Source organism: Paracidovorax cattleyae (genome assembly GCF_900104515.1).
In the GTDB taxonomy this organism is placed as follows: Bacteria; Pseudomonadota; Gammaproteobacteria; order Burkholderiales; family Burkholderiaceae_C; genus Paracidovorax; species Paracidovorax cattleyae.
In genome coordinates this window covers 202,251-220,669 of sequence record NZ_FNJL01000005.1, presented here as the reverse complement: position 1 = coordinate 220,669, position 18,419 = coordinate 202,251, and the positions used below count along the sequence as shown (strand labels likewise).

At 70.2% G+C, this 18,419-nt stretch carries 15 protein-coding genes; 7 read left to right on the top strand and 8 right to left on the bottom strand.

Translation table 11 applies throughout. The features are described from left to right. Window positions 1-12: 12 nt before the first annotated feature. The 3 genes from BLR05_RS06100 to BLR05_RS06090 form a co-directional block, all read right to left on the bottom strand. A complete protein-coding gene (locus tag BLR05_RS06100) occupies window positions 13-822 on the bottom strand; it encodes an ABC transporter permease (protein ID WP_092832912.1) in 810 nt (269 codons plus the stop codon). After that, the gene (locus BLR05_RS06095) at window positions 819-1,832 is read right to left on the bottom strand and encodes an ABC transporter substrate-binding protein (protein ID WP_092832911.1); all 1,014 of its coding nucleotides are present in this window, start codon (window positions 1,830-1,832) and stop codon (window positions 819-821) included. Before BLR05_RS06095 ends, BLR05_RS06100 begins: the two co-directional genes overlap by 4 nt. A 69-nt stretch (window positions 1,833-1,901) precedes the next feature. Continuing rightward, window positions 1,902-2,906 carry a LacI family DNA-binding transcriptional regulator gene (locus tag BLR05_RS06090; RefSeq protein ID WP_092832910.1) on the bottom strand — a complete coding sequence of 335 codons (1,005 nt, stop codon included), beginning with the start codon at window positions 2,904-2,906 and terminating at the stop codon, window positions 1,902-1,904. A 405-nt stretch (window positions 2,907-3,311) separates the two neighbouring features. Between BLR05_RS06090 and BLR05_RS06085 the strand changes: the two genes are divergently transcribed. Then, complete coding sequence (locus tag BLR05_RS06085; RefSeq protein ID WP_244160052.1) at window positions 3,312-4,181, top strand: hypothetical protein; 870 nt, start codon at window positions 3,312-3,314, stop codon at window positions 4,179-4,181. A 40-nt stretch (window positions 4,182-4,221) separates the two neighbouring features. Here the strand turns inward: BLR05_RS06085 and lspA are convergent, their stop codons facing one another. The 3 genes from lspA to BLR05_RS06070 all read right to left on the bottom strand — a co-directional run bounded on the left by lspA (window position 4,222) and on the right by BLR05_RS06070 (window position 8,801). Beyond that, window positions 4,222-4,731: a signal peptidase II gene (gene lspA / locus BLR05_RS06080; RefSeq protein ID WP_092832909.1), complete on the bottom strand. Its 510-nt coding sequence runs from the start codon at window positions 4,729-4,731 to the stop codon at window positions 4,222-4,224. Next, a complete protein-coding gene (gene ileS / locus BLR05_RS06075; RefSeq protein WP_092832908.1) occupies window positions 4,732-7,611 on the bottom strand; it encodes an isoleucine--tRNA ligase in 2,880 nt (959 codons plus the stop codon). Window positions 7,612-7,751: 140 nt separating this feature from the next. Next, window positions 7,752-8,801 carry a bifunctional riboflavin kinase/FAD synthetase gene (locus tag BLR05_RS06070; RefSeq protein WP_092832907.1) on the bottom strand — a complete coding sequence of 350 codons (1,050 nt, stop codon included), beginning with the start codon at window positions 8,799-8,801 and terminating at the stop codon, window positions 7,752-7,754. Window positions 8,802-8,957: 156 nt separating this feature from the next. Here BLR05_RS06070 and BLR05_RS06065 point away from each other — a divergent pair, with 156 nt between their 5' ends. From BLR05_RS06065 to BLR05_RS06040, 6 genes are all read left to right on the top strand, one after another. Continuing rightward, on the top strand, window positions 8,958-9,515 hold the full coding sequence (locus tag BLR05_RS06065; protein WP_092832906.1) for an HNH endonuclease: 558 nt from the start codon (window positions 8,958-8,960) through the stop codon (window positions 9,513-9,515). Window positions 9,516-9,633: 118 nt separating this feature from the next. After that, window positions 9,634-9,990: a DUF2946 family protein gene (locus tag BLR05_RS06060; protein WP_092832905.1), complete on the top strand. Its 357-nt coding sequence runs from the start codon at window positions 9,634-9,636 to the stop codon at window positions 9,988-9,990. A 174-nt stretch (window positions 9,991-10,164) separates the two neighbouring features. Continuing rightward, window positions 10,165-12,273: a TonB-dependent receptor gene (locus BLR05_RS06055; RefSeq protein WP_225978935.1), complete on the top strand. Its 2,109-nt coding sequence runs from the start codon at window positions 10,165-10,167 to the stop codon at window positions 12,271-12,273. Between the two features lie 239 nt (window positions 12,274-12,512). Continuing rightward, window positions 12,513-13,493, top strand: a complete 981-nt coding sequence (locus BLR05_RS06050) for a TRAP transporter substrate-binding protein (RefSeq protein ID WP_167361206.1) — start codon at window positions 12,513-12,515, stop codon at window positions 13,491-13,493. A 97-nt stretch (window positions 13,494-13,590) separates the two neighbouring features. Further along, window positions 13,591-14,106: a TRAP transporter small permease gene (locus tag BLR05_RS06045; protein WP_092832903.1), complete on the top strand. Its 516-nt coding sequence runs from the start codon at window positions 13,591-13,593 to the stop codon at window positions 14,104-14,106. Between the two features lie 21 nt (window positions 14,107-14,127). After that, window positions 14,128-15,411, top strand: coding sequence for a TRAP transporter large permease (locus tag BLR05_RS06040; protein WP_092832902.1), 1,284 nt, complete (start codon window positions 14,128-14,130; stop codon window positions 15,409-15,411). A gap of 186 nt (window positions 15,412-15,597) precedes the next feature. Here BLR05_RS06040 and BLR05_RS06035 read toward each other — a convergent pair whose 3' ends face one another. Then, window positions 15,598-16,908, bottom strand: a complete 1,311-nt coding sequence (locus BLR05_RS06035) for a tetratricopeptide repeat protein (RefSeq protein WP_092832901.1) — start codon at window positions 16,906-16,908, stop codon at window positions 15,598-15,600. 96 nt (window positions 16,909-17,004) lie between these two features. After that, a complete protein-coding gene (locus BLR05_RS06030) occupies window positions 17,005-18,321 on the bottom strand; it encodes a glycoside hydrolase family 18 protein (RefSeq protein WP_092832900.1) in 1,317 nt (438 codons plus the stop codon). Between the last annotated feature and the right edge of the window lie 98 nt (window positions 18,322-18,419).

Below are 18,419 nucleotides of genomic sequence, written 5' to 3'. Positions count from 1 at the left end.
GGGGGGTGTTCCTCATTGGCAGCGGCGAGAGAGCCAGAGCACCAGCCAGGTGATGATCCCCAGCGCGATCGACAGGCTGGCCGCCAGTGCGAAGTTGGCATAGTTGGTGAATTCGTCATAGATGGTGATGGGCAGCACCTCGAACTTCGCGGACAGCGTGAACGCCGTGCCGAAAGCGCCCATGGCTGTGGCGAACACGATCGCGCCGCAGGCCAGCGTGGTGGGTGCCAGCGCCGGCATCCACACGTCGCGCGCCACGCGCCAGCGCGAGGCACCCAGGGACCGGGCCGCTTCTTCCAGCTGTGCGTCCATGGCGCCGGCCGCCGCCGTGTAGGTGGCGATGGCGCGCGGCAGCGAGAAGTACAGGTAGGCGAGGAACAGGCCCGTCAGACCGTAGGCGAAGGTCACGCGGCCCCAGCCCAGCGACTGCGTCAGGCCCGCCAGGGTGCCCTGGCGCCCGCCCAGCAGGATCATGAAGAAGCCCACGATCACGCCGGGGAAGGACAGCGGCAGCGTCAGCAGCGACAACAGCAGCTGCCGGCCGGGAAAGCGCTGGCGCGCCAGCGTGATGCCCACCAGTGCGCCGAGCACCAGCGTGGCCAGCGTGACGGCCAGCGACAGGCCCAGCGTCTGCAGCAGGCTCTGCAGGTAGCGGCCGTTCGTCAGCACCGCGAAATACGTGGCCCAGCCCTGGCGTGCCGGCAGCGCCAGCAGCAGGGCCGTGGGCAGCAGCCAGAAGGCCGCGAAGAACGCCACGGCCGGCGCGGCGCACGCGGCCAGCAGGCCGCGCGAGGGGGCGAAACCGCCGTGGCGCGAACTCATTTCACGTCCTGCAGGTAGCGGTCGGAAAACGCCTTCTGCACCGCGGCCATGCGGCCGTAGTCCACCGTCTTCGCACGCTGGTATTCGATGGCAGGCAGGAAGCGCGCCTGCACGTCGGCGGGCATGGCGGCGGCGCGCACTGGCCGCAGGTAGGCCTTGGCCCAGATCGCCTGGCCCTCGTCGGAGAGCACGAAGTCCAGCACCTTCTTCGCGTCGGCGGCGTGGGGTGCGCTGGCGACCATGCCCATCACGTAGGGCACCACCACCGTGCCCTCGGCCGGGATGACGAACTGCACGTTGGCGCCGTCCTTGTATTTGGCGCGGTAGGCGTTGAAGTCGTAGTCCAGCAGGATCGCGATCTCGCCCGAGAGCACGCGCGCATAGGCGGTCTGCTTGGGCACGATGGGCTCGTTCTTCTGCAGCGCCTTGAAGTACTCGATGCCGGGGCCGAAGTTCTCCAGCGTGCCGCCGCGCGCCTGGTTGGCGGCCACGGCGCCCACGTAGCCCACGAAGGCCGAGGCCGGGTCCAGGTAGCCGACCAGGCCCTTGTACTCGGGCTTGAGCAGGTCGGCCCACGACTTCGGCACCGGTTTGCCGCCCAGCGCATCGACGTTGACCATGAAGCCCAGCGTGCCCGAATGGATCGTGAACCAGTGGCCGGCCGGGTCCTTCAGGCCGTCGGGAATGTCCTTCCAGCCGGCGGGCTGGTAGGTGCCCAGCAGGCCGTCCTTCTGGCCCTGGATGGCGAAGGTCACGCCCAGGTAGGTCACGTCGGCGACGGGGCTGGCGCGCTCGGCGGACAGCTGTGCGAGCGACTGGCCGGAGTTCTTGTTGTCCGGCGGCACGGTGACACCGGTCCGGGCCTTGATGGCCCTGAGCTGGGCGCCCCAGTCGGCCCATTCGGGCGGGCAGTTGTAGCAGATGGCGGTCTGCGCGAAGGCGCCGCCGGTGGCGGTCAGGCCGAGGGCGAGCGCGGCGGCGCGGGTGAATTGCTGGAGGGCGGATCGCATCGGGGAACTCCTGTATGGCGAGGAACAAAGAAAGGGAACGAAGGGAAACGGGTGCGGCAGGCCCTGGGGTCAGTCGCCGCCTGGTGCCGCAGCGCAGGAGCCACCGGCGCGGAAGCGGTGCGGCAGCGTCAGGCTGGCCTCCGGCGTGGACGGCATGTGCGAGGCCATGGCGTGGATCAGCAGTTCCACGCTGCAGCGGCCGATATCGGCATTGGGCTGTGCCACCGTGCCGAGCACGGGCGTCAGGTCCCGTCCCAGCGCGATGCCATCGAAGCCCACCACGCTGAGGTCGCGCGGCACTTCGAGCCCTGCCATGTGCGCCGCGCGCAGGCAGCGGATCGCGATGAGGTCGTTGGAGCAGACCAGGGCGGTGGGCCGCTGCGGGCCGCTCAGCAGCTCGGCCACTTCCTGCACGGCGGTCTCGACGAAGGGCACTTCCACGACCCGCGCCGGGGCCAGGCCCGCCTGCGCCATGCCGCACACGAAGCCGCGGCAGCGCTGCTGCGCCCGGTCGGACGCGGCGAGCTGCCCGCTCACCATGGCGATGCGGCGGTGTCCCAGGGCGGCCAGTTGCGCGACCAGTTCCGCCACGGCGCCTTCGCTGTCCACCGAGACGCAGGGATGGGCCGGATGCCGGTTGTAGGCCAGCACATACGGCAGCTGCGCCGCGGCGAGCCGCTCCAGCGCGGCCGAGTCCTGGGGCTGGGACACCACGAGGACCATGCCGTCCACATTGCCCGCCAGCAACTGGTGCACGGCGCGCTCTTCCTGCGCCACCGCGTAGCTGGTGGTGAACGGCAGGATGGCGTAGCCCCCCCGGGCCGCGGCCTGCGCGATGCCGTCCAGGCATTCCGCGAACACCGGATTCAGCAGCGTGGGCAGCACCACGCCGATGACGTGGCTGCGCTGGGTGCGCAGCGTGCGCGCCGTGGCGTTGGGCACATAGCCCAGCCGCTCGGCGGCGCCGAGCACCGAGGCGCGCGTGGCAGGCATCACCTTGTCGGGGGTGTTGAAAACGCGGGAGACGGTGGCGACCGATACACCGGCTTCGTGGGCGACGTGCTGGATGGTCATGCGGGGAAGGCGGCTGCAGACAGGCCATGTAATCGATTTCATGGCATTGGAGCCCGACCGCGTGACGGGGCGATGACAGCGGGGCCGCCCACCGGGACCATGCCTTCGTTTACCTGGCCACCTGCTTCGTCCAGCAGGCCGCCGGATGGCATGGGAGCGTCCAGCATCTCGCCCATGGTTTCCCGCCTCACCTCGGCCAGCGCTCTGCCATCGCCCCGGGCCCGTTCCGCGCCTGCCGCATCCCTGCCGCATGCACACGGCGGATCCTCCACCGTCGTGGCCGGTGCCGGCGGGGAACTGCGGCCCCGAGGGGTGCCCCCAGGGCTGCCTGCGCCACGCCGCGGTGTGGCTGGCGATGCGCTTTTACGGCCCTATGTCATGGCGCGGGCGATCGACGGACGGCACGTGGAAGTTCCGGATCTGGCCCGATTGCGGCAGGCCCACTGTACGGTCGAGGCAACGCGCGGCCTGCTGTACACAGGGCGGGGCAATGTGGCGCAGGACATCGAGCGCACCGGAGGCGAGAGCCTGCGCGGGATGATCGCCGCCAGGGCCGTGGCGGGGCATCTGGTGGGTGCCGGCTGGCCCCAGGTGGCCGCAAGCGCCGCCGGGGCGATCGCGGCCGGGGCCGGCAACTGCGACGAGCATGCGGCGCTCGCAGCCCTGCTGCATGTGCCCCGGTTGCGACCGCAAGAGTCGCTCTGCCAGGTGATTTCCCACGAGATCCCGCACGTATGGACCGAAGTGCGCGGTGATGGCGGGCCGGAGGACGACCTCGTCATGGATGCCTGGCTGGAAGGGCCCGCCGTGTTCGCTCCCGATGGGCAGTGGTCCGACACGCCGGCGACCAAGCAGGAATACTTCGTGCAGGGCGGCCCGGAAAAAGCCTGCCTCGACGGGTTGCTCGCACACTCCGGCGCCGCCCTGCATGCATGGGTCGAGTACGAACGGAGCCAGGTTCCGGAAGGCTCCCTGCCTCCCCCCGGCTATGCCTATCCAGCCATGCCGGCCGTCAGCAGGGCCTTCGAGCGCAGGATCCAGCGGAAACTATCCGGTGCCGGAGAGGCGGAGCGGGCCGCCAGTGCCGGGGTGCCCCGTGAGGCACTGGAGGCGCTACCCGCGATGCAGGATGCGCGGCGCGCGCTGCGCTATGGTGTGCAGGCCGTGGGCGTGGCCCGGCAGATGACCGCCGGGCTGGGCGTGCGCCAGGCCGTGGCAGAAGTGCCCGCCTTGCTGTACGGCGCCGCCTGCCGGCTCCGCCAGAGAACGTCCTGACGGCCCGGCGCGCCCCGGGCCGGTGGCATCCGGCATGCGGTCAGCTGCCCCGCCGCACCCGCATCAGCTCGTCGATGATCAGGCAGGCCGCGCCGACCGTGATCGCGGAGTCGGCCAGGTTGAAGGCCGGGAAGTGCCAGCCGCGTGCGTGGAAGTCCAGGAAGTCCACCACGTAGCCGTGCATCATGCGGTCCACCACGTTGCCGATGGCGCCGCCCAGGATGCTGGAGAGTGCGAAGCAGAACAGCTTCTGCCCCGGATGGGCGCGCAGCTGCCAGACGATGAACAGCGCCGCCGCCACGCCGATGCCGGTGAACACCCAGCGCTGCCAGCCGCCCGCATCCGCCAGGAACGAGAACGCCGCGCCGGTGTTGTGCGCCCGCACGATGTTGAAGAAGCTGGTGACGTAGGTGGCGTCGCCCAGGCGGTAATAGCCCAGGATCAGCGTCTTGGTGAACTGGTCGGCCACGAGCAGCAGAACGGCCCAGGCCAGCCAGGGCCACAGCGAGCCCTTGCCGGACGCGGAGGAGGAAGCGTTGCCGCGGGCCATTTATGCGTGCTCCCGCGCTTCGCCGCTGCCGTACAGGTTGCTCACGCACCGGCCGCAGATGGTCGGGTGGGCCGGGTCACGGCCCACGTCGGCGCGGTAGTGCCAGCAGCGCTCGCACTTTGCGTCCGGGCTGGCCGCCACGCGGATGTCGAGCGCATCGCCCGCCACCAGCTCGACGGCGGAGGTGATGAACACGAACTTCAGGTCCTCGCCCAGGCTGGACAGCAGCGCATGGTCTTCCGGGCCGGCCACCAGGGTGACGTTGGCCTGCAGCGACGAGCCCACCTGGCCCGCGGCGCGCACCGCCTCGATCTCCTTGTTCACCGCATCGCGGATGGCGCGGATGCGTGTCCACTTCGCGGCCAGGCCTTCGTCGGCCCCGGCGATGGGCTGGTAGGTCTCCAGGAAGATGGATTCGGAGTGGCCGAAGGTCTTCCAGGCCTCTTCGGCCGTGAAGGACAGGAATGGCGCCATCCAGCGCAGCATGGCGTGCGTGATCTGGTGCAGCGCGGTCTGGGCGCTGCGGCGCGCCAGGCTCTTCGGCGCGGTGGTGTAGAGCCGGTCCTTCAGCACGTCGAGGTAGAAGCCGCCCAGGTCCTCCGAGCAGTAGAGCTGCAGCTTGGCCACCACCGGGTGGAACTCATACACCTGATAGTGCGCCAGCACCTCGGCCTGGAACTCCGCCGCGCGCGTGAGCGCATAGCGGTCGATCTCCAGCATCTGCGGGAACGGCACGGCGTCCGTGGCGGGATCGAAGTCGCTCACGTTGGCCAGCAGGAAGCGCAGCGTGTTGCGGATGCGGCGATAGGCGTCCACCACGCGCGCCAGGATCTTGTCGTCGCCCGCGATGTCGCCCGAATAGTCGCTCGCCGCCACCCACAGGCGGATGATCTCCGCGCCCAGCTTCTTGTTGATCTCCTGCGGATCGATGCCGTTGCCCAGCGACTTGCTCATCTTGCGGCCCTGGCTGTCCACCGTGAAGCCGTGCGTGAGCAGGCCCCGGTAGGGCGCACGGCCGTAGAGGGCGCTCGCCAGCAGCAGCGAGGAATGGAACCAGCCGCGGTGCTGGTCGTGGCCCTCCAGGTACAGGTCGGCCTCGGGGCCGCTGTCGTGGTGCACCTCCGGATGGGTGCCGCGCAGCACGTGGAAGAAGGTGGAGCCGGAGTCGAACCACACCTCCAGGATGTCGGTGCTCTTGGTGTAGTGCGGCGCGTCCTGGGCGCCCAGGATCTCTTCCACCGTCACGCGGCTCCAGGCCTCGATGCCGCCCGCCTCGACGATGGCGGCGGCCTGGTCCATGATCTCCATGGTGCGCGGATGCAGCTCGCCCGAGTCCTTGTGCAGGAAGAACGGGATGGGCACGCCCCAGCTGCGCTGGCGCGAGATGCACCAGTCCGGCCGCCCGGCGATCATGTCGTGCAGGCGCGCCTTGCCGTTCTGCGGATAGAAGCTCGTGTGCTCGATGGCGTCGAGGGCGATCTGGCGCAGCGTCTTCGCGGGCTTCTCGCCGGGCTTCGTGAACACGCCCTCGCCCTCGTCCATGCGAACGAACCATTGCGCCGCGGCGCGGTAGATCACCGGCGTCTTGTGGCGCCAGCAGTGCGGATAGCTGTGGACGATGTCCTTGGTGGCCATCAGGCGGCCTGCGTTCCTCAATGCCTCGATGACGGCCGGCACGGCCTTCCAGATGTGCTGGCCGCCGAACAGCGGGAAGTCGGCCGCGTAGGCGCCGTTGCCCTGCACGGGGTTGAGGATGTCGTCCAGCGCCAGGCCGTGCGCCACGCAGGAGTTGAAATCCTCCAGGCCGTAGGCGGGCGACGAATGCACGATACCCGTGCCGTCGTCGGCCGTGGCGTAGTCGGCCAGGTACACCGGCGAGAGGCGCCGGTAGCCGTAACTGCCGTCATCGCTCGCCACGTCGTGGAGCGGGTGCTCGAATTCCAGCCCGCCCAGCTGCCTGCCCAGGGTGGTGGCGATCACGCTGCCCGTGAGGCCGTAGCGTTCCAGGCACGATGCCACCAGCGGCTCGGCCACCAGCAGGATGCGCTCGCCCGTGTCCACCAGCGCATAGCGGATCTCGGGGTTCAGGTTCAGCGCCTGGTTGGCCGGGATGGTCCAGGCGGTGGTGGTCCAGATGACGACGAAGGCGTCCTTGGGCAGGGCCGGCAGGCCGAAGGCGGCGGCCAGCGCGGCCGGGTCGTGCGCCTTGAAGGCCACGTCCAGCGTGGTGCTCTTCTTGTCCTGGTATTCGATCTCGAACTCGGCCAGCGACGAGCCGCAGTCGAAGCACCAATAGACGGGCTTGAGGCCCCGATAGACGAAGCCGCGCTCCATCACGCGCTTGAACGCGCGGATTTCGCCTGCCTCGTTGGCGAAGTTCATCGTCTTGTAGGGGTGGTCCCATTCGCCCAGCACGCCCAGGCGCTGGAAGTCGGCCATCTGCTGCGCGATCTGCTCGGTGGCGTAGGCGCGGCCCTTGGCCTGCATTTCGTCACGCGGCAGGTTGCGGCCATGCTGCTTCTCGATGGCGTTCTCGATCGGCAGGCCGTGGCAGTCCCAGCCGGGCACGTAGAGCGCGTCGAAGCCTTCGAGCTGCCGCGCCTTGGTGATCATGTCCTTGAGGATCTTGTTCACCGCATGGCCCATGTGGATCTGGCCGTTGGCGTAGGGCGGGCCGTCGTGCAGGATGAACTTCGGAGCCCCGCGCCGGGCGTCGCGCAGGCGCTTGTAGATGCCTTTCTCGTCCCATTCCTTCACCCAACCCGGCTCGCGCCTGGGCAGGTCGCCGCGCATGGGGAAGGGCGTGTCGGGCAGGTTCAGCGTCGCGCGGTAGTCGGTTCCGGGCGTGGATTCGGAGGCGGAAGGCGTGGTGTCGGACATGGCTGGGCAGGAGATGCCTGGCTGCCGGCAGGTGCCGGGGCCGCCAGGGCGGAGGCAAGAAAGGGGGCGGGAGGGGGCCGCGCACCGGGGTGCGGCTCGGGGCGGAGCGGGCGCGGCCGCCGGGGCGGGCCGCGCGGGCGTCAAATTCGGTCGCGTGTGGTCTGGCGACGGGTTTCGGTGTAGCTGGCCGCCGGGGTGGACGCGAAATACGCCCGCGCGTCCTCGCAGTCCCGGGCGATGCCGGCGGTGAGGGCGTCGAGGCTGTCGTACTTCAGCTCGTCGTGCAGTTTGTGCAGGAGTTCCACGCGCACGATTTTACCGTAGGCCCCTTCGGCCCCCAGGTGGGCGGGCCACTGCAGGCAGTGCGTCTCCAGCAGCACGCGCCCGCCGTTGACGTCCGCGGGGTCGAGCGAGGGGCGCACGCCCAGGTTGGCGACGCCGGGCAGGGGCGCATCCGAGAGGCCGTGCACCAGGACGGCGAAGATGCCGCCGGCCGCGGGCTTCCAGTGCGCGAAGCGCAGGTTCAGGGTGCGGAAGCCATCCCCGGCGCCCTCGGTGCTCGCGCCCAGCGCACGGCCGAGCTTGCGACCGTGCACCACATGGCCGCTGATCGCATAGGGCCGTCCCAGCAGCGCCGCTGCGGCCTCCATGTCGCCGCGCGCCAGCGCATCGCGCACGGCCGAGCTGGACACGCGCAATCCATGCACTTCGTAGCTGTTCATGCGCGCCACGTCGAAGCCGCGCTCGCGCCCGGCGGCGTCCAGCATCGCGTAGTCGCCCGCGCGCTGTGCGCCGAACCGGAAGTCGTCGCCCACCAGCACGTAGCGTGCGCCCAGCCCGCGCACCAGCACGTCGTCGATGAAGGCCTGTGGCGACTGGCGGGCCAGCCGCTCGTTGAACGGCAGCACCACCGCCTGCCGGACGCCGCAGCGCGCCAGCTCCTCCAGCTTGTCGCGCAGCGTGCCGATGCGCGCGGGCGCCAGTTCGGGCCGCCGCAGGGCGCTGGCGAAATAGTCGCGCGGATGCGGCTCGAAGGTCAGCACGCAGCTCTCCACGCCGCGGTGCGCCGCTTCGCTGGCGAGCAGCGCGAGCATGGCCTGGTGCCCGCGGTGGACACCGTCGAAATTGCCGATGGTGACCGCGCAGGCAGGAGCGATGCCGGGGTGTTGGAGGCCGCGGAATATCTTCATCGGAATGCTAGTTTTTTGATAGCGTGACAGGCAGGTGGGCCAAGCGCTGGCCGCCAATCTGTCATGATTTGGGAGTATATTGTGCGACACGGGCCCCCGCGGGTGGCCCGCGAGACATCAGCGTTCCGAATCTTGTCGTGTTGCAAGGAGGGTGTTGTGAAGGTCTTGAAGCTGTCGGCCCAGGGGCTGCCGCAATCGTGGATTTCGCTGGAACAGGCGGTCACGCACTATGCCGCGGGCGAGGTGCGCTGGGAATCCGGCGGCCCCATCGCGGTGTTCCGCGGCGGGCACAACGCGCTCACGGGCGAGCAGTCCGTGATCGAGGTCAACAGCATCATCGGCACCAAGGGCGTGCCCGGCATCAACCCCTTCGGCCTCAAGCCCTCCCTCGCCAACAGCAAGCTGTTCGCGCGCGACCGCAACATCTGCGCCTACTGCGGCGGCCACTTCCACGAGGAAGACCTCACGCGCGAGCACATCGTGCCCTTCGCGCGCAACGGCGCCGACCACTGGATGAACGTGGTTACCGCCTGCCGCGCCTGCAACCACCGCAAGGGCCCGCGCACGCCCGAGCAGGCCCACATGCCGCTGCTGTACGCCCCCTACGTGCCCAGCCTGTGGGAAGACTTCATCCTGCGCAACCGGCGCATCCTCGCCGACCAGATGGAGTTCCTCATGGCGCACGTGCCCAAGTCCTCGCGGCTGCTGAGCTGACGCGGCGAGGCGGGCGCGTGGCGCCTGCCATGGATCTTTGCGGCCCCGGGTGGACATATTGCCGCACGGGCAGGGCGGGCGCACCGCCCGCGGGGTCGCGCACCCATAATGCGTCGCCATGCACGTCCTGCGTACATCGCCACGGCTGGTCCGCCTCGTCATGGCGTGGTTCGTCCTGGCGCTGGGCGTCGCCATCGCTTCCCCGATGCTCCGGCCCGTGCCGTCGGAGATGGTCTGCAGCACCGGCGGCGCCATGAAGTGGGTGGAGCCTGGCGACGACGGTGCCGGGGAGGCCGCGCACGGCGCGCTGGATTGCCCGGCGTGCCTCGGCTTCTCCCTGCCTCCGCCCCCCGTGCGCGGTGCGGGCATCGTGCCCCAGCCGCTCGCGCATGCCCTGCTGCCTGTCGTTCGGGCGCACATCGCGGGCATCGCCGGTGCGCCGCTGCCGCCACGCGGCCCTCCCGTGCTGTCCTGACACCCTCACGGGCCCCCGGGCCTGCGCAGGCTGCCGGCGCCGAACTGCCTCGGCCGTGCCGCGCGCTCTGCTTCCGTTTCATCGCAACCGCAAGCACCCGCCACGGCCGCGCTGCCACCGCGCGCCGGCCGGGGGCTCGCGCGTTCCCAAGCATCAGGAAAGAACACATCCACCATGGTCCCCACAGGTCTTCGCCGCCGCATGCGCCATGCATTCCACGCCGCACCCGCCCTCTGTGCCTGCCTGCTCCCCAGCCTCGCCCGCGCCGCGGAAGACGGAGCGCGAGAGCCTTCGCTCGGCACCGTCACCATCCAGGCCGCGGAATCCGCGGCGCCGGCTTCCGGCCTGGCCACCGGCAGCCCCGCCGCGCCGCTGGATACGCCCGCGTCCGTGACCTCCGTGCCCGCCGAGCTCATCCGGGCCCAGGGGGCCACCACCCTGCAGGAGGCACTGCGCAACGTGCCCGGCGCGCAGGCCGATTCGGGCTTCAACGGCAGCCGCAGCCAGTTCTTCGTGCTCCGGGGCGCCATCGCGGACAGCGGCACCGGTGCCTCCCGCGTGATGCGCGACGGCGTGCGGCTGTCCAACTATCCCTTCACGCCCGCCTTCGTGGAGCGGGTCGATGTCCTGCGCGGCCCCGGCGCCGCCATCGGCGTGCGCAGCGAGCCGGGGGGCACCGTCGATATCGTGACGAAGCAGCCCGAACTGGGCGACTTCGGCTCGGCCGGCCTGGGCGGCGGATCGCATGGCGCGCTCGACACCCACCTGGACATCAACCGCGTGCTGTCCGCCGAGCAGGAACTGGCGGCCCGCGTCATCGCCGTGCACTCGTCAGCGAGCGAATGGCGCCACGTTCCGGACCGGCTGGACGGGCTCAAGGCGGGCATCGCCAAGAGCGACGCCGACCGCTACCACCTCCGCCTCGGCGTGGAGTACACCGACCAGACCTACCGCCCCGACTTCGGGCTGCCGGGCATCGGCGGCAGGCCCGCGGCGGTCCCGCCCGACCTCCAGCTCAGCGAACCCTGGAGCGACTCGACGGCCCGCAACACCATCGTGGACCTGCATGGGGATGCGGCCCTCTCGGCAACGGCACGGATGCTTTTCGACTACACCCGTCTCCGGGCGCACAGCACATCGGTGCGGCAATCCCTGGGCCCCGCCGTCGCGGGCGCGCCACCGGGAACCTTCAGCCGGCGGCTCGCCTACGAGCCGGGCACGGAGCGCAGCATCGACGCACTCGCCACCGGCATCACCAGCGTGCACGAATGGGCAGGCATGCGGCACCACCTCTTCGCCGGCGTGGACCGCTATACCGAAACCCTGGACCAGCGCAGCGCCGGCCTGGCCAGTCCGGCCATCAATGTCTACGCGCCGGTCCGCGGCCCGGCGGTCCCGCCGCCATCCTTCAGCTTCACGACCACCACGCAGGATCTCCGCAGCACGGTGCTGTCGCTGCAGGACCGGGTGGAGTGGGGGGACTGGAGCGCCGTCGCGGGCCTGCGGACCACGCGGCAGGATTTTCTCTACGGCGCCGCCGGCACGGCAGGCATCCGGGAGTCCGATACCTCGCCCCGCCTCGCCCTGCTACGCAAGCTCTCGGCCTCGGATTCCGTCTATGTCGCGTACAGCACCGGCATCGCGCCGAACCAGGCATACTCGGCCTCCGGCCAGTCGCTGCCGTCGCGTGCCTCCAGGCAGTACGAGGCGGGCTGGAAGGCCCTGTGGAACGGTGGGCGCCTGCAGTCCGACCTCGCCGTGTACCGGCTGCGGCAGACCCACCTGCTGGCCGACGATCCCTCCACGCCGAACATCTACGACAAGACGATTGCCGGAACGGGACGATCCCAGGGCATCGAAGCGAGCCTGAGCGGCGACCTGGCGCGCCGCATCGGCGTGGCCTTCGCCTACGCCTACACCGATGCCCGGTACGGGGCGAACGCGGACTACCCGGGCCGCCGCATCCCGAACGTGGCCCGGCATGCCCTCAGCCTGTGGGGGCAGTACCGCTGGAGCGCAGAGCACGCCACCGGCGTCGGCATCCAGGCGCAGGGCAGCCGCCGGGCCGACATCGCCAACACGACCACACTCCCGGGGTACGCCCGCGTGGACCTGTCGCACACCTGGAAGCACCGGATGGGCGGGGGCCTGCTCGAACTGCAGGTCGCGCTGCGCAACGTGTTCGACAAGGCCTACTTCGTCTCCAGCCACCTGCACGTCAGCAACTACCTCACGCCGGGCCCGCCGCGCAACATCTACGCGTCCGCGGGCTACAGCTTCTGACGGGTGCGTTCCGGCATGCGGTATGCGCCTCCGGCAGACTCCGCGCTCAGGGCATTCCCGCTTCCGGAAGCGGTGCCGGCATCGCGATAATCGCCGGCCGCCCCGTGCGGCACGCTTTCTTCGCCGCTGCCGGCCCTGCCAGGCTCTCCACGTTCATCGGACCCGTACCCATGCGCCACGCCGCCGATTCCGCTTTCGCCGTTCCCTCGTCCTCCGTCCCGCTGCCTGCCCGCCGCGTCCTGCGCCGCCAGGGCCTTGCCGCCGCGCTGGCCGCCATCGCCTGCCTGGCTGCGGGCACGGCCCACGCGCAGCAGGCCAGGGAGGTCAAGCTCGGCTATGCGCTGGCCGTCAATTCGCATTACGGCGCCGCGGCCCAGGCGTGGTCCGACACGGTCGAGAAGGCCAGCAATGGAGCCGTCAAGTTCAAGCAGTTCCCCTCCAGCGCCCTGGGCGGCGAGCGCGAGCTGATCGAGGGTCTGCAGCTGGGCACGGTGGAGGCGGTCATCGTCTCCACCGGGGCGCTCAGCAACTTCGTGCCCGACGTGGGCGTGGTGGACATCCCCTTCCTGTTCCGCGACACGGCCCATGCCCGCGCCGTGCTCGACGGCGCCTTCGGCCAGGAACTGCTGGGCAAGTTCCAGAAGCGTGGCCTCGTCGCGCTGGCCTGGGGCGAGCAGGGCTTCCGCCACCTGACCAACAACAAGCACCCGGTGAAGACGCCCGCCGACCTGAAGGGCCTGAAGATCCGCGTGACCGAGAACCCCGTTCACATCACCGCCTTCCGCACGCTGGGTGCCTCGCCCACGCCCATGTCCTGGCCCGAGGTGATCGGCGCGCTGCAGCAGGGCACCATCGACGGGCAGGAGAACCCCATGTCGGTGATCGTCTCGGCCAAGCTGCCGCAGGTACAGAAGTACCTCTCGCTCACCGGCCACGTGTACGCCCCGATGGCGCTCATCGTCTCGCCCGGCTTCTGGGCGGGCCTGAACGATGCGCAGAAGGCCGCCTTCGCGCAGGGCGCCAGAGCCGGCGCGCTGGCCTCGCGCAAGTTCGTCGACGACGTGGAGCAGAAGGGCCTGGCCGAAGTCAAGGCCGCCGGCATGCAGGTGGTGGAGTCGGTGGACAAGAGCGCCTTCCAGAAGGCGCTGGAGCCGGCCTACAAGCAGTACGCCACCAAGTTCGGCCAGAAGACGCTGGACCAGATCGCCAGCGTGAAGTGAGCCTGGGCGGGCCTTTCGGCCCGCCGGCTCCTCATGGCCGTTTCCCTGTGCCCGGCGCGTCCGGGCTTTGTCTTTTCCAGATCCTCCCGTTTCCACCATGCTCCCTCGCTTCGAGCGCGCCCTGGTCGCCGGCAACCGCTGGCTGCTCATCTTCCTGCTGCTGGCCATGGCCTGCATCGTCTTCGCCAATGTGGTGCTGCGCTACACCACGGGCGACTCCATCGTCTGGGCCGAAGAGGTGGCGCGCCACCTGATGATCTGGTGCACCTTCCTGGGCGCCGGGCTGGTGCTGCGCTTCGGCGGCCATGTGGCCATCGACAACCTGCACCACGTGCTGGGCGAGCGCGGCGCGCGGGCGCTGCGCGGCGGCATCGTGGTGGCGCTGGGCGCGTTCTTCCTGGTGATGGCCTGGTGCTCGGTGCAGTACGTCTGGGCCACGCGCTTCCAGACCACGCCCGCCACCGACATCCCCTTCGCGTGGATCTACGCGGCCATGCCGGCGGGCTTCGTGCTGCTGTTCGTGCACCTGCTCTTCATGGCGCGCGGCTATATCCGCGATGGCCGCTACGTCGAATCCGACGAGATGGACGCCGAATCGGCGGCCTCCCTCTGATGCCCGCGAGAAACTGACGCCATGGCCATCACCCTCTTCGTTTCCGCCGTCCTGCTGATGGCTCTGGGCTTTCCCGTCGCGTTCGCGCTCGCCATGTCGGCCGCCATCGCGGTCTTCGTGGGCGGGCGCTATCCGCAGCTGATCGTGTTCAAGGAGATGTTCACCGGCATCGACAGCTTCCCGCTGATGGCCGTGCCGTTCTTCATCCTGGCGGCCGAGATCATGTCCGGCGGCGCGCTCACCGTGGTGCTGCTGCGCTTCGCCGCGCAGTTCGTGGGCCACCTGCGCGGCGGGCTGGGGCACGCCAACATCCTGTCGCTCACGCTGTTCTCGGGCATCTCGGGCTCGGCCCTGGCCGACGCGGCGGGGCCCGGCTCGATGATGGTCAAAATGATGGACAAGGCGGGCTACTCGCGCGCCTATGCCGCCGCGCTCACCGCCAGCACGGCCATCGTGGGGCCCATCATCCCGCCGTCGATCATCATGATCATCTACGCGCTGCAGGACGAGCAGGTCTCGGTCGGCGCGCTCTTCATCGCGGGCTTCGCGCCGGGCATCCTCATCGCCGTGGCCATGGCCATCGTCAACTGGCGCGTGTGCGTGCAGCGCGACTACCGCTCGCGCGAGCCGCGCCCGAGCGGCCGGGAAATGCTCGCCAACAGCATCCGCGCCATTCCGGCTTTGATGCTGGTGGTGCTGATCCTGGTGGGCATCCGCTTCGGCATCTTCACGCCGACCGAGGCCTCCGTGGTGGCCGTGTTCTACGCCCTCGTCTGCGGCAAGTGGATCTACCGCACGCTGGAGTGGAAGGCCCTGCCGCACATCGCCGCGCGCTCGGCGCTGCTCACCGCCTCGGTCCTGCTGGTGGTGGCCGCCTCGGCCGCCTTCGCCTGGGTGCTGACGGTGGAGGGCGTGCCCCAGCAGCTGGCCGAGACGATCGTGGGATGGAACCTCTCGCCGGTCACCTTCCTCATCGCGGTCAACATCCTGCTGCTGCTCTTCGGCATCTTCATGGAGCCGCTGCCGGGCGTGATGATTCTCGTGCCCATCCTCGCGCCCATTTCGGCGGCGTTGGGCATCGACCCGATCCACTTCGCCATGGTGGTGATCGTCAACCTCACGCTGGGCATGATCACGCCGCCGGTGGGCGGCTTGCTGTTCGTCACCTCGGTGGCCACCAAGGTACCGCTGGCGGCGCTCACGCGCGAACTGCCGCCGTTCCTCCTGGCCCACCTGATCGTGCTGGCCCTGCTCACCTTCGTGCCCGCCATCTCCACCTGGCTGCCGCACGCGCTGGGCTTCTGACGTGGCATGCGGCCCGTGGCGGCCGCACCGTTGACCTCGCCCCGGCCGTCTGTCAGGCAGGGTGCCACCGGTCCGATGGCTGTGGAGCAGGCCACGCCAGCAGACGCCGCAGAACCGGCTCCGCCGGGCTGCCAGCGTCGTCCCCCTGGGGGGGATGGCGCCGCAGGCGCCTCAAGGGGGGAGCCGTTACTTCCTTGCGGCCACCAGGAAACCCTGCACGGGCGCATTGCCCTCGTAGCGCAGCACGAGGTCCTCGATCTCCACCGTGGTGAAGCCCGCCGCCCGGCACACGGTCTCGGCGTGGCTGCGCTTGTGGGCGTAGCGACCGCTGGCCTGCAGCACCAGGTCCGGGCCGTCCTCGGGAGCGGCCTCGCACGAGAAGAGGAAGTCGCCGTTCGGCACGAGCAGGCGGAAGGCATCGGGCACGGTGTCCGACAGGTCGCCCGCGTAGATGAACACGTCCAGCGCCGCCACCACGTCGTAGATGGAAGAGGGCGTGTCGCGCAGCGCGTCCAGCAGGTTGACGGTGTGGAAGCGGTCGTACACGTTGTGCCGTGCCGCCTGCTCGATCATCTTGATGGAAATGTCCACGCCGATGAGGAAGCCGTCGATGCGGCCCAGGCACACGCCCAGCAGTCCCGTGCCGCAGCCCAGGTCCAGCACGTTGAGGCGCTTGTCGGGGTAGCGTTCGAGGATCTTTGCGGCCGCGATCTTCGGCAGCTTGTACTTCAGGCCGGCGACCATGTGCTGGTCGTAGAGGCCCGCGAGTTCGTCGAACAGCGCGCGGTGCAGCTCCGGCGGCTGGTGCTGCGGCGTCACGCCGTGGGCGATGGCGGTGTAGTAGGCCACCACGGAGTCGCCGGGCGCGATCTCCATCAGCGCCGTGGTATCGGCCACCGCCTGCGCCGGCGTGCCGGCCGCAATGCAGGTCTTCACCCGGCCCAGCCGGGCCTCGGCATCCTGCGGGTTCTCGTCGATGAGCGCCCCCCAGGTCTGCAGCGCCTCTGCGTGCTGGCCCTGGTCGCTCAGGTCGCGTGCGAGCAGGCGGCGCAGCTGCACGTCGCCGGGCACCATCTCCAGGCCGCGGCGCAGGTGGCGCACGGCCATGTCCAGGTCGCCCGCGCGGTGGGCGATGTCCACCACGCCGGCGAGCGCCACCAGGTTGCGCGGCTCGCGCGCAGCCACCTTCTCGGCCAGGTCCACGGCTTCGCGCAGCTGGTTCTGGCGCGCGTGCAGCAGGGCCAGTTCCAGCTGGCCCGGCCCCCAGTCGGGCGCCAGCGTCACGGCGCGGCGCAGGCCGTCGAAAGCCTTCGGGATATTGCCCGCCTTCTCGGCCATGAGGCCTGCCAGCATGAACACGCGCGGGTCGTTGGGCTGGGTGCGCTGGGCCTTGTTCAGCGTGAGCGCGGCCTGCTGCAGGTCGCCGCGCGCGATCTGCTCGCGCGCCGTTTCGAGGTGTTGGCGGTTCGGGTCGGTGGGGGTTGCAGTGGCGCTCATGTCTCGTACTGAAAATAGAGAGCCGGGCGCTCGGCCCGGCTGCAGGGAATCGCGGGATTATCCCGGATTCGCCTTCCACGGCGCGTCCCCCGGGTTTCAGCGGCCCGTGGACAGCTCCTCTCCGGCCGCCCGCACCAGCTCGCCGCCATCGCCCGAAAGCTCCCAGAACATCATGCCGCGCAGGCCCGTGGCCCGCACGATGCGCGCCTTCTCGCGCACGACCTGCTCGTCATCGAAGGTCCAGAACGTGCTGCCGTCGAAGAGCCAGGCCGCGCGCGACCACGCGTCCCGGTGGCGCGTGAAGCCGGGCTTGGCGCGCACGGTCTTGAAATCGTCCACGCCGGCCTCGTAGGTGCCCTGTGCCGGGCCCGTGGCCGGCTGGTAGAGGCCGTTGCCGGCCGGGCCCACGCCGCTCCAGCCTTGCGAATACAGCGGTGCCCCGATCACGAGCTTGCTGCGCGGCACCCCGGCCTGCAGGTACCGGCCGGCGGCTTCCACCACCGAGAGATCCTGTGCCCGGTCGGGGTCGCGCGGGCTGGGGGCGAGTGCGGCCTGGTGGTTGGTGCGCCGCTCCGAGGAAACGTGCAGGTCGTAGGCCATCAGGTTGATGAAATCCACCGTCTTTGCCACCGCCGCGAGCTCGATCTTCGCGCTGTTCTGCGGGCCCGCGGGTGCCGCGATGGTCAGGCGCAGCGCCGGGTCGATCGCGTCGAGCTGCCGGCGGAATTCCTGCAGAAGCAGCGTGAAGTTCGCCGTATCCTCCGGCCGCACGATGTTGCCGGGGGCCGCCTCGGCGGCGACGTGCTCCCAGTCGAGGTCGATGCCGTCGAACACGCCCGCTGCCGGGCCGTCGCCGTCAGTCTCCCCGCCGGTGCGGCCGCGGATGAAGAGATCGACGCACGACTTCACGAACGCGCTGCGCGATGCGGGCGTGAGGGCTGCGTCGGAGAACCATTTCGATCCGTTCCAGCCGCCCAGCGAAACCAGCACCTTCAGCCCGGGCTGCAGGCGCTTGAGCGCGCGCAGCTGCTGGAAGTTGCCGCGCAGCGGCTCGCTGCCGTCCACCGCCGTGCCGTCCACGCTTTCCTCGGCCGTCCACGGGCGCTCCACGTCGGCCCACGCATCGCCGAGCCCGCAGCCCACCGGGCCGCTGCCGTCCGCGCTGGCGGGCGCCACGCTGCCGAACGCATAGTTCAGGGTGGTGATGCGGGGCAGGGCGCCCTGGGTGGCCAGGCTCTTCGCGGTGTAGCCCCGGGCGTAGATGCCCCAGGAGGTGAAGTAGCCCACCACTTCGCGTGCGGGCGTTGCGGCGCTGGTCGATGCGTGGGCGGACACGGCCGTGTCGCTCCAGGCAGGGGCGGCCAGGATGGCCAGGCAGGCGATGCCCAGGGTGCGGGTCCAGGGTGTCCTCATTTGCGGTGCTCCTCGGTATGCAGGGCTCCGCACTCTCGGCCCGGGGAGGCGGCGCGTCAATGCGGCGCCATGCATGCAATGCTGAGGGTATCGCTTTG